This window comes from Polaromonas sp., assembly GCF_010365105.1.
Classification (GTDB): Bacteria; Pseudomonadota; Gammaproteobacteria; order Burkholderiales; family Burkholderiaceae_C; genus Polaromonas.
In genome coordinates this window covers 1-15,318 of record NZ_JAAFGZ010000007.1, presented here as the reverse complement: position 1 = coordinate 15,318, position 15,318 = coordinate 1, and the positions used below count along the sequence as shown (strand labels likewise).

Sequence of the window (15,318 nt, the reverse complement as noted above, 5' to 3'; positions counted from 1 at the left end):
GACCCCTCTGTTGATTGAGATGACACGACTTTGCCCGCAGTTCAACAATAAGTAAAATAGATAAATTCCTACAAATCATTCTTTAAAACAGAACCATGCCATTTTCCCGACTCAATTACCGTCATCTTTACTACTTCTGGATGGTTGCGAAGGAAGGTCACCTGACACATGCCGCCGAGCAGTTGCATGTGTCGCAGTCAGCGCTTTCCTCCCAGATCCGCCAGCTCGAAGAGCAGATGGACCATGCGCTGTTCCTGCGCCAGGGCCGGACCCTGCAGCTGACAGAAGTGGGCCGTGTGGTGTTGGGCTATGCCGACGGCATCTTTGCGCTGGGCACGGAACTGGTGGCGGCGGTGGCCGCTGGCGGGGGACAGAAAATGCAGCGGCTCAAGGTGGGTGGCGTGGCCAACGTATCGCGCAATTTCCAGGAAAACTTTCTGCGTCCCATCATGGGCATGGAAGATGTGCAACTGGTGCTGGAGTCGGGCAGCCTGGACGAATTGTTGCCGCGCCTGGCGGTACACAAGCTCGACCTCGTGTTGTCCAATCGCCCGGTCAGCGCAGATGCCGAACAGCCCTGGCATTGCCGCCGTATCGCGCGCCAGCCGGTTTGCCTGGTGGGCAAGCCGCGACCGGCTTCGCGTGCGTTTCGCTTTCCGGAAGATTTACCGGATGTGAAACTCCTGCTTCCAGGCCACAGCAGCGACATCCGCACCGAGTTCGACATGCTCTGCGAGCATCTTCAGATCAAGATCAAGGTGTTTGCGGAAGTCGATGACATGGCGATGCTGCGTTTGCTCGCCCGCGATTCGGGCGGCGTGGCACTTCTGCCGGCCGTGGTGGTGCAGGACGAGTTGCGCAGCGGTGTATTGCAGCAGTACTGCGTCGTGCCGAAAGTTTATGAAAATTTCTATGCCATCAGTGTCGAGAGGCAATTTCAGTCGGCAGTGCTGAAAAAGCTGCTGTCCAGCACTTCAGGCTAACTGCTTGCCTGGCCGTACCGCTGGCTTTCAGAGGCGCTGGCGCAGCGCTTCGTACAGGCAAACACCGCTGGCAACCGACACGTTCAGGCTTTCCACCGCGCCATTCATCGGAATGCGAACCAGCTCGTCGCAGGTCTTGCGGGTCAGCTGGCGCATGCCTTCGCCTTCCGCGCCCAGGACCAAGGCCACGGGGCCGGTCAGGTCCACGTCGTAGATCGTCTTTTCAGCGTCGTCGCTGGTGCCGATGCACCAGATGTTGCGTTCCTTCAACTCACCCAGGGTACGCGCCAAGTTGGTCACCATGAAATACGGCACGGTTTCGGCCGCGCCGCTGGCGACCTTGGACACCGTAGCATTGATGCCGGCGGCATGGTCCTTGGGCGCAATCACCGCCTGCGCTCCGGCGCCGTCAGCCACCCGCAGACAGGCGCCCAGGTTGTGCGGATCGGTCACGCCGTCAAGCACCAGCAGCAGCGGCTGGGCGGTGCCTGCAGCTTCCAGTTGCTCCAGCAACTCGTCGAGCGAGGTGACCTGGGCGACCGCATCAACCCGGGCGACGACGCCCTGGTGGCCGTGGCTACCGCACATCTTGGCCAAGCGCAGGCCGTCGCACTCGACCATGCGAACGCCGGCTTCGCGAACGCGGTCGGTGAACTGCCGCATGCGGGCATCACGGCGCGAGACATCATAAAAAACTTCAAGAACCGACTTGGGAGCAGTCTTGAGGCGGACACCGACGGCATGGAAGCCGAAAAGAACTTTTTGGGGAGAAGAAGACATCCGGCAATTATCGCTGCTCGGATTTTGAAGGATGCGCGCAGGCCAGCCGGGGCCAAATTTCCGCTGCCCTGCTTGCTATTTTATTCGTAGCGCCTAGCGTACGCCAGACAAGCGCCAGGGCCTTTTTGGCTCAAGAAACAGCGATCTGGCCTGCCTCGATGGTGATGCGCCGCTCACAGCGCGCGGCAATGGCCGGATCGTGCGTGACCAGCACCAGCGTGGTGCCGAGTTCCTGGTTCAGCTCGAACATCAGCTTCATCACGGTTTCGCCGGTGGCAAAGTCCAGGCTACCGGTCGGCTCGTCGGCCAGCAGCACCGCCGGCTTGACGACAAAGGCCCGCGCCAGCGCCACCCGCTGCTGCTCGCCGCCCGACAGCACCTTGGGATAGTGGTTAAGCCGCTCACCCAGGCCGACCCGCTTGAGCATGTCGGTTGCCAGCGCCCTGGCGTGCTTCATTCCGGACAGTTCGAGCGGCAGCATGACATTTTCCAGCGCCGTCAGGTTGGCCATAAGCTGAAAGCTCTGGAACACGAAGCCGACCTTCTGCGCCCGCAGGGCGGCGCGGTCGTCCTCGCTGATGGCAAAGATGTCCTGGCCCGCCAGCCGTACGGTTCCACTCGTGGGCGTGTCGAGCCCGGCAATGATCGTCAGCAGCGTGCTCTTGCCCGAGCCCGATGCGCCGACAATGGCGGCGGTTTCGCGCGAATTCAGCGAAAAGTCAATATCGCGCAAAATGGTCAGGGTGCCGGTCGAGTCGGTGACCGACTTGAAAACATGCTCAACGGAAACAATTGGAGAACTGGCAGGCTTCAATGACCCCGACAGCCTGGAAGCAACTTCACCCATCCCGGAAACCACAGGTTCAAACATGACAACCCTCTTTGAAAACGTTAAATCGATTGCTGCCGACTGTAGCAAGCCTGGCCTGGCAGCGAGAAACCGCTGCGCCAAGTCCTTGGGAAGCCTGTTGATGAGCGCCGTGCTGGCGGTACCCGCCTTTGCCCAGACGCCGGCCGAGGCCAGGTCGCAGCCGACCGTGCTGATCGTCGGCGACTCGCTGAGCGCCGAATACGGCCTCAAGCGCGGCACGGGTTGGGTCCCACTGCTTGAAAAGCAGCTGGCCAGCGACAACAAGAACGTCCGGGTGGTCAATGCCAGCATCAGCGGCGACACCACCTCGGGCGGGCGGTCGCGCCTGCCGGCCTTGCTGGCGCAGCATCGACCCGCCACCGTGGTGATCGAGCTGGGCGGCAACGATGCGCTGCGCGGCCTGCCGCTGGACATGACCGCGAAGAACCTGACCGCCATGACGCAGGCGTCCAAGAAAGCCGGCGCCCGCGTGCTGCTGTTGGGCATGGAGGTGCCGCCCAACTATGGCAGCGCCTACGCCGCCACCTTTTCAGGCCTGTTCTCAAAAGTTGCCAAGGAAGAAAAAGTCGCGCTGGTGCCCTTTTTCCTCAAGGGTATTGCCGATGGCGACAATGCCGCTGCCAATTTCCAGGCCGACCGCATCCACCCCAACGAGTCTTCGCAAGCCAGAATGCTGGCCAATGTCTGGCCAGAACTGAAGAAAATCATCCCGTGAGCCTTGACCGCATTTCCGCCGAAGACGCCCTGGCCAGACTGGGCCAGTTTTCCACCGTGATCGACGCCCGCTCCGAGGGCGAATACGCCGAAGACCACCTTCCCGGCGCTGTCAACTGGCCCAGCCTGCATGACGATGAGCGAAAGATCGTTGGCACGCGCTACAAGCAGATCAGCCAGTTTGAAGCCAAAAAGCTGGGCGCGGCGCTGGTCGCCAAAAACATCGCCGAGCACATCCAGCGAGAAGTGCTCGACAAGCCCCGGGAATGGCAGCCGCTGGTTTACTGCTGGCGCGGCGGCAAGCGCAGCGGTTCGCTGGCGCTCATTCTGGACCAGATCGGCTTCAAGGTGACACTGGTTGACGGCGGCTACAAGGCCTTCCGGGCGGCGCTGGTCGCGGACCTGCCGCAACTCGCCGCGCAACACCACTATCGCGTGGTGTGCGGCCCTACGGGCTCGGGCAAGACGCGGCTGCTGCAGGCGCTGGCTGCACAGGGCGCGCAGGTGCTTGACCTGGAAGCGCTGGCGAACCACCGCAGTTCAGTGCTTGGCTTGATCCCGGGCGTGGCCCAGCCCAGCCAGAAAGCCTATGACAGCCGCATCTGGACGGCACTGAGCAGCTTTGATGCAGCGCGGCCGGTCTATATTGAAAGCGAGAGCAAGAAAGTCGGCAATGTGGCCGTGCCCGAAGGGCTGATTACTGCTATGCGCACCAGCCCCTGCCTGCAGCTGGACCTGCCTGAGCGCGAGCGGGTGGCGCTGTTGCTGGAAGACTATGATTTTTTTGTCCGCGACATCGAATTTTTCTGCGACCGGCTAGGCGCCCTGACCGAGGCGCGCGGCAAGGCCACGGTGCTGGACTGGCAGGCACGCGCGCGCAGCGGCGACGTGGCTTCGGTGGTGCTCGAACTGCTGCTCAATCATTACGATCCAGGCTACCTGCAGTCGATGAAGCGCAATTTCACCCAGTACGAATCGGCGCAATCATTGTCGCCGCGCGACCACAGCGTGCAGGCCATGACCGAACTCGCCGGTTCGATGCTGGCCAAGGCTTGACGCAAAAAACCCGGCATCACCAGTGGCGGTGATGCCGGGTCAGTTGTCAATTCGCTGTTAAATCAATAGCGTCCTGCGCACATCCCTGTTGCGCCAAAAGGCTATTTTCTTGAATTCACCGCTCAGGGTGGGGAGCCGGCGGGCGGTATGCCAATCTGGGCTTCACTGATGTTGTCCTGATCCGGCACCCCGTCATTGGATGCATCGCCATCGTCCGGCTTGCCTTCGCCCTTGCGCTTGAGCTTGTCTTCTTTCTTGCGTTTTTTCGCCAGCTCCTTCTGACGCTTTTCATAGGAGTAATTGGGAGTTGCCACAGCTTGCTTTCGTGAATAGGTAACCCTTACTGTAATGCATTGCCATCGGGCAATGCGGACAAGCCGGCCAGCGCCTGGGCCAGGTCGGACTGCAGGTCGGCAACAGCTTCCAGGCCCACGGAAAAGCGCACCATACCGCCTGGGTAGGGCCAGGGGCGTACGACTCGCAGGGCCGGCATGTCATAGGGCACGCACAGGCTCATCGGGCCGGCCCAGCTGTAGCCCAGCCTGAAAAGCTGCAGGCTGTCGCAAAACCGGTCGATTTGCGCAGACGTGAATTCTGGCTTGAAGACAGCGCTGAACAGGCAGGCCGCGCCCTGGCAATCGCGCTTCCATTCGGCATGGCCTGGCGAATCGGTCAAGGCCGGGTGCAGCACGGCGGCAATCGGCGGCTGGCCCTGGAGCCAGCTGGCGAGCTGGCGCGTGGCGGCATCCTGCGCGGCATAGCGCAGGGTCATGCTGTTCAGGCCGCGCAGCACGAGTTCGGCGTCATTGCCGCTGACACCGTAGCCGACGCGCATATGGCAGAAATGCACCAGGTGGTGCAACGCTTCGCTGTTCGTCACCACCGAGCCCATCAGCACATCAGCCCCGCCGCTCGGGTATTTCGTCAGTGCCTGCACCGAGATGTCTGCGCCCAGCGTGAAGGCATTGAATGCCAGGCCCGCGCCCCAGGTGTTGTCGAGTGCCGTGATGGCGGCCTGGGGATGCGCATTGCCCGTTGCGTTGTGCGCCTTGACGGCGGCCACCAGCGCCGGAATATCGGGAAACTCCAGCGTGATCGATCCGGGCGCCTCCAGCCAGACCAGGCGCGTCCGGCCGTTCAGCCGCGCGGCCAGGTCGGCCGGGTTCATCGCGTCGTAGAACTGGCAGCTGATGCCCCAGGACGCCAGTTCGGCCTGCGCGAAGGCCTTGTTCGGGCCGTAGGCATTGTCCGGAATCAGGACTTCGTCACCGGCCTTCAGCAGGGCCATGTCCACCAGCACCACAGCGGCCAGGCCGCTCGGAACCAGCGTGCAGAACCTGCCGCCTTCCAGCGTCGCAATGCGTTCTTCCAGCGTGAAAGTGGTCGGCGTGCCATGCAGGCCGTAGGTGTAGCCGGTCTTGTGCTTCCAGTCGCGGCTGCGCAGGGCAGCCACAGAGGGGAAAAGGATCGTCGAGGCCTTGTGTACCGGAGGGGCAACCGACTCGAAGCCTGCTGGCGGCGCGTAAGGATGGTGAATCAGTGTGGTGGAGAGTTCGCTCATGCTCCAATAATAGCGACAAGCCCAAGTAGCCGAAGTGCCCTCCCGACAACCACGCAGAGTAATGCAGTGGGAGCAGGGCCTCCGGCTTCATTTCAGCAGCGGCCGCGGATCTGGCTTTGCCGGGCTGCAGGCTGAAGGCTGCGGCTCCGAGCACGCCTGCGCGTGCTTGGACAGCCTTCAGATGCGCCGCCTCTGGCGGCGTGGCGCCCTGCAAGGGCAGTGGCCCCCTCGGAGGGCAGGGAGCTGCGCGTTGTGAGCGACCGTGGGGGCAACTACACCTTCCACTTGTTCATCAGCTGCTCCGGCGAAAGTGCATCGTAGCTTTCGAAGGGCTGGTGAATCCATGGGTTGGTGCGCAGCGTGTCAACCGAGTAGTCGGCCTGGAAGGTCGAAACGCCCTTGGTCCAGATCACGGCGCTGCGCAGTTCGGTAATCGGCTGGTAGTTGTTGCGAAGCTGCTGAATCACCGCATTCAGGGTATGGCCCGAATCGGCCAGGTCATCGACCAGCAGCACCTTGCCGGCGATTTCGCCCTTGGGCGTGGTGATGTAGTGGGCAATGTCCAGCTTGCCCTGCACCGTGCCTGCGTCGGCGCGGTAGGAACTGGTGGACATGATGGCCAGCGGCTTGTCAAAGATGCGCGACAGGATGTCGCCGGGACGCATGCCGCCCCGCGCCAGGCACAGGATGGTGTCGAACTGCCACCCGGACTGATGAATCTTGATGGCCAGTTTTTCAATCAGGTTGTGGTATTCGTCATAGCTGACGTAGAGATGCTTGCCGTCTTCGGTCAACATGAAATTGCTCCTGATTTAATAGCTGCCAGCACCCGTATTCATGGCGCAAGCAGCATGTTTGGCTAAAATTTACAGGCTTCAGAGCGCGTAGGGGTTGCGCAGCAGGATGGTGTGGTCACGGTCCGGGCTGGTCGAGATCATGTGCACCGGTACGCCGGTGACTTCTTCAATCCGCTGCAGGTAGCGCTGGGCAGCGGGCGGCAGCTGATCGTATTGCGTCGCGCCCACGCTGCTCTGGCTCCAGCCCGGCAGGGTTTCGTAAATCGGCACGCAGCGGGCAATGTCGTCGGCGCCCATCGGCAAAATGTCCGTGGTCTGTCCGTCAAGCTCGTAGCCGGTGCACAGCTTCAACTCGTCCAGGCCATCAAGCACGTCAAGCTTGGTGATGCACAGGCCCGACAGGCCGTTGACCTGCGCCGAGCGCTTGAGCAGCGCCGCATCAAACCAGCCGCATCGGCGGCTGCGTCCGGTGGTCACGCCTTTTTCGGCGCCCACGGTGCTCATGTGGTAGCCCGGCGTGCCTTCGGCTTCCCAGTCGAGTTCGGTCGGGAACGGCCCGCCGCCCACGCGGGTGCAATAGGCCTTGGTGATGCCCAGGATGTAGTGCAGCATGCCCGGCCCCACACCGGCGCCGGCCGACGCATTGCCGGCGACGCAATTGCTGGAGGTCACATAAGGATAGGTGCCGTGGTCCACGTCGAGCAGCGTGCCCTGCGCGCCCTCGAACAGCAGGTTGGCGCCGGCCTGGTGCGCGTCATTCAGTTCGCGCGAGACGTCGGCCATCATCGGTTTGAGCATTTCGGCATGGCGCATGGCTTCCTCGTACACCGTGTCGAAGTCAACAGCCGGTGCGTGCAGATAGCCGGTCAGCACGAAGTTATGCAGGTCGAGCAATTCGCGCAGCTTGGTGGCAAAGCGCTGGGGATATTTCAGGTCCTGAACGCGCAGCGCGCGGCGGGCAATCTTGTCTTCGTAAGCCGGTCCGATGCCGCGTCCGGTGGTGCCGATTTTCTCCGTTCCGCCTTTTTCGCGGAAGGCTTCGCGGGCAATGTCGATGGCCGCGTGGAACGGCAAAATCAAGGGGCAGGCTTCGCTGATGCGCAGGCGCGAGCGCACTTCGACGCCAGCTTTTTCCAGCCCTTCAATCTCCTCGAACAGTTTGGCCGCCGACAGCACCACGCCATTGCCGATATAGCACTTCACGCCGGGACGCATGATGCCGCTCGGAATCAGGTGCAGGGCGGTCTTGACACCATTGATGACCAGCGTGTGGCCGGCATTGTGGCCGCCCTGGAAACGCACCACGCCCTGTGCCATTTCGGTCAGCCAGTCGACGAGTTTTCCTTTGCCTTCGTCACCCCACTGGGTACCCACGACCACGACATTGCGTCCGGGGGCTGCGCTTGGTTTGTTTGTCATCTTCAGTTCTCGTTAAGGATCAAATGGATAAAGCCGTCGCCGGGCCAGTCCCTGCGCAGCATTGCTTGTTGATGATCAATGCGTCTCAGGCGCGGGCCTGCACCACCCAGTGGCCGGCGGTCAACGTCAATTCCCGGTCACAGTCAAATTCATTGACTTCATTTTCATGGCCGGGCAGCATGCACGTCACGGTTTCGCCGCCGGCCCGCAGCCGGGCAATGGCGGCATTGAGCGTGGCATCGTCGCCCCAGGGCGCACAAATCGCCGCCCTCAAGGGACGAGGCGGCAGCACGCTGACCAGCTCCTTCAGGTCAAGGCTGAAACCCGCAGCCGGCCGGTTACGGCCGAAGACAGCGCCTACCTCGTCGTAACGGCCACCGCGCGCAAGTTCGGCGCCCTGGCCGTAAATGGCAAACCGCGTGCCCGTGTAGTACGCATAGCCGCGCAGGTCGGCCAGGTCAAAACTGACCCGGACATCCGGTGCATGGGATGCAAGCCACTTCAAATTTTGTAGCGCCTCATGCACGCCCGGCATGCGCGGGAGGGCTTTTTCAGCCTCGAGCAAGACTTGCTCGTCGCCGTAGAGCTGAAGCAGAGCCTTCATGCCTTCACGGGCCTCTGGCGACAGGCTGCCCTGGAGTCCGGCCAGCAGCGCGTCCAGTTCGCCTGCGTCCTTGGCTGCCAGCGCGGCATGGATGCGCTCAAGCGTCGATGCACCCAGGCTGGAACCCGCGAGCAGGCTGGAAACAATGCGCACGTCGGCCATGTCCACCATCAGGTCGGTGACGCCGGAGGCCTTCAGGCAGTCCAGGGCCAGCCGCTGGGCTTCCAGATCGGCTTCCAGGCCTGCATGGCCATAAATTTCGGCGCCGAATTGCAGTGGTTCACGGGTGGCATGCGGCCGGTCGGCACGCGTATGCAGCACGGGACCGCAATAGCAAAGGCGGGCCACGCCACTGCGGTTGAGCAGGTGCGCGTCGATGCGCGCGACCTGGGGCGTGGTGTCGGCGCGCAATCCCAGGGTGCGGCCCGACAGCTGATCGACCAGCTTGAAGGTCTGCAGGCCCAGGGCTTCGCCGGTTCCGGTCAGCAGCGATTCCAGGTGTTCCAGCAGCGGCGGCATGACCAGTTCGTAGCCGTAGCTGCGGGCGGCGTCCAGAAACAGGCGGCGCAGTTCTTCGATGTGACGCGCCTCGGAAGGCAGGACATCGGCAATTTGATCAGGCAATTGCCAAGATGACGACCAGGCGGGCATTGTGGATTTCGTAGGCTGTTAAAAACAGGATTTTACCGGCACAGGATGGATCAAAAAAACAGAAAAAGGGCCGACCGCCCTTTTTCTGATGAACACCGCCTGTGGGCGAAGGGCATCCAGATCGCCTGGATGCCCCGAAGCTAACCGTTTTTAACGGGCAGCAGTACCTGATGCGCTGCCGCTGTTGGCTCCGCGCATGGCCTTGAAAAAGTCCGACGAGGGATCGACCACCATCACGTCGCTTTTCTTGCTGAAACTGGCCTTGTAGGCTTCCAGGCTGCGATAGAACTGTGCAAACTGCGGGTCCCGTCCAAAAGACTGGGCAAAGGTGCTGGCCGCCTCGGCATCACCCTCGCCCTTGATCTTCTGGGCATCACGGTAGGCGTTGGCGACAGTGATCTCGCGTTGCCGATCGGCGTCAGCGCGAATTTTTTCACCTTCTGCCGCACCGGTCGAGCGCAATTCGTTGGCCACCCGCTTGCGCTCGGCCTCCATGCGGCGATAGACCGACTCGGTAATAGCTTCTACGTAGTCGACGCGCGTAATCCGAACGTCGATCACATCAATGCCCCAGGGCTTGGCGCCCCGCACTACGCTAAGAACTTCTTTCTTGACATCAGCCATCAGTGCCTCGCGTTTGAGCGAGAGCAGATCCTTTACGGTGCGCCGGTTGATTTCTTCCTGGAACGCATTGCGAACCACGCGATTCAACTGGTTGGCACCGGCCTTTTCATCAAGCCCGACGTTGCGGATGTATTCTGAAGGATTGATGATGCGCCAGCGAACGTACCAGTCGATCACGACGCGCTGCTTTTCAGCTGTCAGCATCGGCTCGGAATCAGTGCTGTCCAGCGTCAGCAAACGCCTGTCGATGTAGGAAACGTTCTGAAACGGAGGCGGAAGCTTGAAATTCAGACCCGGCTCAAGAACCACCTCCTTGATTTGTCCAAGGGCATATACCACGCCAAACTGGCGCTGGTCCACCACGAACAGCGTGGAACTGAGCAATGCCAGAAGCACCAGCAATGAAGAAACGACGAGTCCAACTCTATTCACTTTTTTTCCTTAGCGGGTTTCACGTTCGCGGGTGCGGGAAGTATCCCGGGCCCGGGAGTCCAAAGGAACTCCATTAGGCGGGGCTTGTGCTGCAGGCACCGTCGACAGCGGCAACGTCGCATCGCTGCCTGCCGCCGTGCCGCCCGTTCCGGTCATCTGCATGATCTTGTCGAGTGGCAGGTACAGCAGGTTGGATCCCTGACGGGATTCAACCAGCACCTTGGTCACGTTGGTATAAACCTGCTGCATGGCATCGGTATACATGCGGTCGCGGGTAACCTGCGGGGCTTTCTGGTATTCGGTCAGGACCGAGGAGAAACGCTGCGCGTCACCCTGCGCCTGCGCAACGATACGGGCCTTGTAGGCATCGGCCTCTTCCTTCAGGCGCGACGCCGAACCAACGGCGCGGGGAACCACGTCATTGGCGTAGGCCTGGGCTTCATTCTTGGCGCGTTCACGCTCCTGACCAGCCTTCAGCACATCATCGAAAGCCGCCTGGACCTGTTCGGGGGGACGCACACCGCTTTGCTGCAAATTGATGGCGACCACTTCGACACCAACCTTGTAACGGTCCAGGATCGTCTGCATGAGCACCCGGACACGCGGGCCAATCTGGTCACGCTCTTCAGCAAGCGCCATGTCCATTTTCATCTTGCCGACAACTTCGCGCACGGCAGTTTCTGCAGCCTGGACCACTGCGGCGGCAGGATCCTTGCTTTCAAACAGATAGGCGCGGGCATCGTTCAGGCGGTATTGCACTGCAAACTTGATCTCGACGATATTTTCGTCTTCGGTCAACATGGCCGAATCGCGCAGGCCGGTCGCCTTGAGAACCGTGTCACGCCCCACATCGACCGAACGGATCTGGGTGACCACGACGATCTCGTGACGTTGTATCGGGTAGGGCAAACGCCAGTTGAAGCCGGCGCCGACAGTGGAGCGGTATTTGCCAAACTGGGTGATGACCGCTTGCTGACCTTCCTGAACGATGAAAAAGCCGGTGCCGAGCCAGATCAACGCCACCACGGCGGCAATCAGGCCCACGCCGATACCCGCATTTTTCATGTCAGGCTGAAAGCTGCCGCCGCCTTTGTTGCCTCCACCGCCAAAACCATCGCGGTTGCCGCCGTTCTTTGCGCCGCCAAACAAGTTGCCCAGTTTTCGGTTGAAGTCGCGCCACAACTCGTCCAGGTCGGGCGGACCCTGATTGGAGCCTTGTGGACGATTTGGCGGCTTGGGCGGCTGGCGGTCATCCCGAGGCGTGTCGGGCTTGGCGCCATCCGATGCTGACTTGTCTTCATCCCGGCCCCAGCGCGGATCATTCAGATTGAATATGCCTTGGGCGCGTTGTCTAAGCCGACCCGGAAAGTTTGTCAGCGTTTGCAGCACGGGATTCAAATTCATGAAAAAAACTCGCTTTTTTGTTACACCGACATTGTGCCTAATGAAACTACCCGGGAGGGCAATATCATTGGGGTGTTTGGGGGCTCTGGCCTGACTGGATGCGTGAACCCTGAATCGCCAGCAATTCGCGCAGAAGGTTCAGGCCTTCGCCGGTCTTGGCACTTACAAATACACGCTCGACACTCCGGCTGGCGCCTTCAAATGCATCCCTGAGCTCAAACCTATCCTGCAGGTGCAGCGGCCAACTGCTTTTTTCAATAGCGTCGAGTTTGTTGAATACGAGTATTTGCGGAACATCCTCGGCACCGATCTCGGAAAGCACGCGCTGTACCTGCTCGATCTGCTCAAGGTAGTCAGGATTGGAGGCATCGACCACATGCAGCAGCAGATCCGCATCGACCGCTTCTTTCAGGGTTGCCGCAAAGGCATCAATCAACCCATGCGGCAAGTCGCGAATGAAGCCGACGGTATCCGACAGCGATGCGAAACGTCCAGTCTCGCCCAGGTAAAGCTGGCGCGTGGTGGTGTCCAGCGTTGCAAAAAGCTGATCGGCGGTATAAGCCGTGGCCTTGACCAATGCATTGAACAGCGTGGATTTTCCGGCATTGGTGTAACCCACCAACGAAACCGAAAATGAATTGCGCCGCTCGCGCTGCTTTCGCTGCGTCTGGCGCTGCTTTTTGACCTTGGTCAGGCGTTCCTTGGTACGCTTGATGGCATCGCCAATCATGCGCTTGTCGAGTTCAATCTGTTTTTCTCCCGGACCGCCGCGCACGCCTGCACCGCCCGTCTGGCGCTCAAGATGCGACCAGCGGCGGACCAGCCGTGTTGAGACGTACTGCAAGCGGGCCAACTCCACCTGAAGCTTGCCTTCGTGACTGCGGGCGCGTTGTGCGAAGATTTCAAGAATCAGCAGCGTTCGGTCATTGACCGGCATTTCGAGATGTCGCTCAAGATTTCGCTGCTGCGCCGGGCTGAGCGACTGGTCGAACAGAACCTCTGTGGCGCCGGTGTCAAGTGCAAGCATCTTGATCTCGTCGGCTTTTCCGGAGCCGATGAATAAGGCCGCGTCTGGTGCCCTGCGTTTGCAGGTGATGCGTGCCACAGGCTCCAGGCCGGCGGTTTGCGCCAGCAGGCCCAGTTCCAGCAAATCCGTATCAAAGTTGGGCAGGCCCAGATCAACCCCTACCAGAAGGGCGAGTGCTTGTGTTTTCACCGGTGCGTTGTGGCTTCTCAGGGAGTCGGAGATTCTTCAGACTCTGCCGTCGAAAAATTCACGGCGCGGCCTGGAACAATGGTTGATATTGCGTGCTTATAAACCATCTGGGTGACGGTGTTGCGAAGCAGGACCACATACTGGTCGAACGATTCAATCTGGCCCTGAAGCTTGATGCCGTTGACCAGATAGATCGAAACAGGAACATGCTCGCGACGCAAGGTGTTGAGAAATGGATCCTGCAAAAGCTGGCCTTTATTATTGCTCACGATATTTTCCGTGTTCAAAAGTTGATAAGGGATTGACCATACCACAGCAGTTTCCATGGCCTTGTAATATTAGGTCTATTCCTTGTCCGTGAAGGGATTGTGCGAGCTTTTCAGCTGAATACGCAAAGGCGTTCCGACCAGATCAAACTCCTTGCGTATGCGGCCCTCAAGGTAGCGCTTGTAGGACTCGGTCACGTGGTCCAGAGAGTTTCCATGAATGATCACAATGGGCGGATTCATGCCTCCCTGGTGGGCGTAGCGCAGCTTGGGCCGGAAAACGCCCGAGCGCTGCGGTTGCTGGAACTGCACCGCCTCCATAAGCAAACGGGTCAGCACAGGTGTGGACATCTTGCGGTTGGCCGAAGCGTGCGCCTGAATGATGGATTTCCAGACAGGCCCCAGTCCCTGGCGCTTGATGGCCGAAATATGGTGGATGGATGCAAACTTCAGAAATCCCAGCCGCGTTTCAATCGAACGCTGCAGCAATTCACGCTGATAGGCATCAACCGCATCCCATTTGTTCACGGCCAGCACCACTGCCCGGCCGCTTTCAAGAATATACCCGGCAATGTGTGCATCCTGGTCCGTTACACCCTGGGTAGCATCGAGCAGCAGCAGCACCACATTGGCGTTCTCGATGGCCTGCAGCGTCTTGACGACGGAGAATTTCTCGATGGCCTCAAAAACCTTGCCCTTGCGTCGCAGTCCGGCAGTGTCGATGAGTTCAAACCGCTGTCCGGCATGCTCGAAGGGCACCGAGATGGCATCGCGGGTGGTCCCCGGCAGGTCAAAGGCCACCAGGCGTTCTTCGCCAAGCCAGGTATTGATCAGTGTTGATTTGCCAACGTTGGGACGGCCTGCCACCGCCAGCTTGATGACTGCAGGGTCTTCCTGCTCGATGGATTCCGACGGATCGGGCAGGTTCAGGGGCGCCAGTGCCAGGTCAACCAGCATTCTCATGCCCTGCCCGTGCGATGCGGACACCGCCAGCATTTCACCCAGCCCGAGTTCGAAGAATTCCGAAACCTGCGTGCCTTCGGGCAGGCCCTCGGCCTTGTTGGCCGCCAGCACCGTCGGTTTTCCGAGCTTGCGCAAATACTTGGCAATGTCGTAGTCCTGCGCGCTGATGCCGGCACGCGCATCGACCACGAAAATCACCACATCGGATTCGGCAACGGCCTGGCGTGTCTGCCTGGCCATTTCCTTGTAGATGCCGGTGACGGCATCCGGCTCGAAACCTCCGGTGTCGATGACGATGTACTCATGGGGGCCGAGCTTGCCGTTGCCGTAATGACGATCACGCGTCAGTCCGGCATAGTCGGCCACGATCGCATCCCGCGTCTTGGTCAGCCGGTTAAAAAGGGTTGACTTGCCCACATTCGGGCGGCCAACTAGGGCAATGACAGGTTTCATCAAAATGAGTAAATCAGTTTCTGGCGAGAGTGCCGTTATTCGGGCTGAAAACCGTAAATGCCGCCGTTGCGGGTGACGGCAACCAGGGTGTTACCCGCCAGGACTGGAGCAGCAGAAATGGGCGAGCCATCGGTGCTCAGGCGGTTGAGCAGTGAGCCGTCTTCACGCGACAGCAGATGGATGAATCCGGTGGCATCGCCGATCACCACGGAACGGCCCGCCAGCAAGGGAGCGGTCAGTCCCCGGTAGCGCAGCCGCTCGCTGGACCAGACCCGCTCGCCATCACTGCGTTTCCAGGCCAGCACGGTGCCATCGGCTTCCGTGCCGAACAGCAGCCGGTCATCGCCCTGAATACCCTGTACGCCATTGGCAGGCCGGGTCCAGAGCACATTGCCCCGGGTGGTGTTCACGCAACCAATGCTGGACTGGAACGCCCTCACGCAAACGCTGTCACCGACCCGGCTGACGCTGCCGACCAGGTCCACGAGCCGCTCGATGTCATTGATGCCGCGCGGCGTGGCAAT

16 protein-coding genes are annotated in these 15,318 nt (G+C 60.6%); 3 read left to right on the top strand and 13 right to left on the bottom strand.

Translation table 11 applies throughout. From position 1 onward, the window contains the following. The first annotated feature begins 95 nt into the window (after positions 1–95). Positions 96–983, top strand: a complete 888-nt coding sequence (locus tag GZ092_RS05895; RefSeq protein WP_293635289.1) for a LysR family transcriptional regulator — start codon at positions 96–98, stop codon at positions 981–983. A gap of 27 nt (positions 984–1,010) precedes the next feature. On the opposite strand, the gene rlmB is transcribed toward GZ092_RS05895, so the two are convergent. Both rlmB and GZ092_RS05885 read right to left on the bottom strand, forming a co-directional pair. Then, positions 1,011–1,763 carry a 23S rRNA (guanosine(2251)-2'-O)-methyltransferase RlmB gene (rlmB, locus tag GZ092_RS05890; RefSeq protein WP_293635287.1) on the bottom strand — a complete coding sequence of 251 codons (753 nt, stop codon included), beginning with the start codon at positions 1,761–1,763 and terminating at the stop codon, positions 1,011–1,013. A 130-nt stretch (positions 1,764–1,893) separates the two neighbouring features. Then, the gene (locus GZ092_RS05885) at positions 1,894–2,610 is read right to left on the bottom strand and encodes an ABC transporter ATP-binding protein (protein ID WP_293635612.1); all 717 of its coding nucleotides are present in this window, start codon (positions 2,608–2,610) and stop codon (positions 1,894–1,896) included. Positions 2,611–2,734: 124 nt separating this feature from the next. Here GZ092_RS05885 and GZ092_RS05880 point away from each other — a divergent pair, with 124 nt between their 5' ends. Both GZ092_RS05880 and mnmH read left to right on the top strand, forming a co-directional pair. Further along, on the top strand, positions 2,735–3,349 hold the full coding sequence (locus GZ092_RS05880) for an arylesterase (protein ID WP_293635610.1): 615 nt from the start codon (positions 2,735–2,737) through the stop codon (positions 3,347–3,349). Continuing rightward, complete coding sequence (gene mnmH, locus GZ092_RS05875; RefSeq protein WP_293635285.1) at positions 3,346–4,404, top strand: tRNA 2-selenouridine(34) synthase MnmH; 1,059 nt, start codon at positions 3,346–3,348, stop codon at positions 4,402–4,404. Before GZ092_RS05880 ends, mnmH begins: the two co-directional genes overlap by 4 nt. Positions 4,405–4,526: 122 nt before the next feature. On the opposite strand, the gene GZ092_RS05870 is transcribed toward mnmH, so the two are convergent. The 11 genes from GZ092_RS05870 to GZ092_RS05820 form a co-directional block, all read right to left on the bottom strand. Beyond that, positions 4,527–4,718, bottom strand: coding sequence for a hypothetical protein (locus GZ092_RS05870; RefSeq protein WP_293635283.1), 192 nt, complete (start codon positions 4,716–4,718; stop codon positions 4,527–4,529). A 26-nt stretch (positions 4,719–4,744) separates the two neighbouring features. Beyond that, entirely contained in the window at positions 4,745–5,965 is a 1,221-nt protein-coding gene (locus tag GZ092_RS05865) for a PLP-dependent transferase (RefSeq protein WP_293635281.1), read from the bottom strand. A gap of 272 nt (positions 5,966–6,237) precedes the next feature. Beyond that, positions 6,238–6,762, bottom strand: a complete 525-nt coding sequence (locus GZ092_RS05860) for a phosphoribosyltransferase (protein WP_293635279.1) — start codon at positions 6,760–6,762, stop codon at positions 6,238–6,240. A gap of 78 nt (positions 6,763–6,840) precedes the next feature. After that, on the bottom strand, positions 6,841–8,181 hold the full coding sequence (locus GZ092_RS05855) for an adenylosuccinate synthase (RefSeq protein ID WP_293635277.1): 1,341 nt from the start codon (positions 8,179–8,181) through the stop codon (positions 6,841–6,843). Between the two features lie 85 nt (positions 8,182–8,266). Beyond that, entirely contained in the window at positions 8,267–9,436 is a 1,170-nt protein-coding gene (locus GZ092_RS05850; protein WP_293635275.1) for an ATP phosphoribosyltransferase regulatory subunit, read from the bottom strand. Between the two features lie 150 nt (positions 9,437–9,586). Further along, on the bottom strand, positions 9,587–10,492 hold the full coding sequence (hflC, locus tag GZ092_RS05845) for a protease modulator HflC (protein ID WP_293635273.1): 906 nt from the start codon (positions 10,490–10,492) through the stop codon (positions 9,587–9,589). 9 nt (positions 10,493–10,501) lie between these two features. After that, complete coding sequence (gene hflK, locus GZ092_RS05840) at positions 10,502–11,896, bottom strand: FtsH protease activity modulator HflK (protein WP_293635271.1); 1,395 nt, start codon at positions 11,894–11,896, stop codon at positions 10,502–10,504. A gap of 64 nt (positions 11,897–11,960) precedes the next feature. Beyond that, positions 11,961–13,112, bottom strand: a complete 1,152-nt coding sequence (gene hflX / locus GZ092_RS05835; protein ID WP_293635269.1) for a GTPase HflX — start codon at positions 13,110–13,112, stop codon at positions 11,961–11,963. 17 nt (positions 13,113–13,129) lie between these two features. After that, entirely contained in the window at positions 13,130–13,438 is a 309-nt protein-coding gene (hfq, locus tag GZ092_RS05830; protein WP_293635267.1) for an RNA chaperone Hfq, read from the bottom strand. An 18-nt stretch (positions 13,439–13,456) separates the two neighbouring features. Next, on the bottom strand, positions 13,457–14,794 hold the full coding sequence (gene der / locus GZ092_RS05825; RefSeq protein WP_293635265.1) for a ribosome biogenesis GTPase Der: 1,338 nt from the start codon (positions 14,792–14,794) through the stop codon (positions 13,457–13,459). Positions 14,795–14,829: 35 nt separating this feature from the next. Next, positions 14,830–15,318, bottom strand: a 489-nt coding sequence (locus GZ092_RS05820) for a PQQ-binding-like beta-propeller repeat protein (protein WP_293635263.1), incomplete at its 5' end; no start/stop codon positions are given.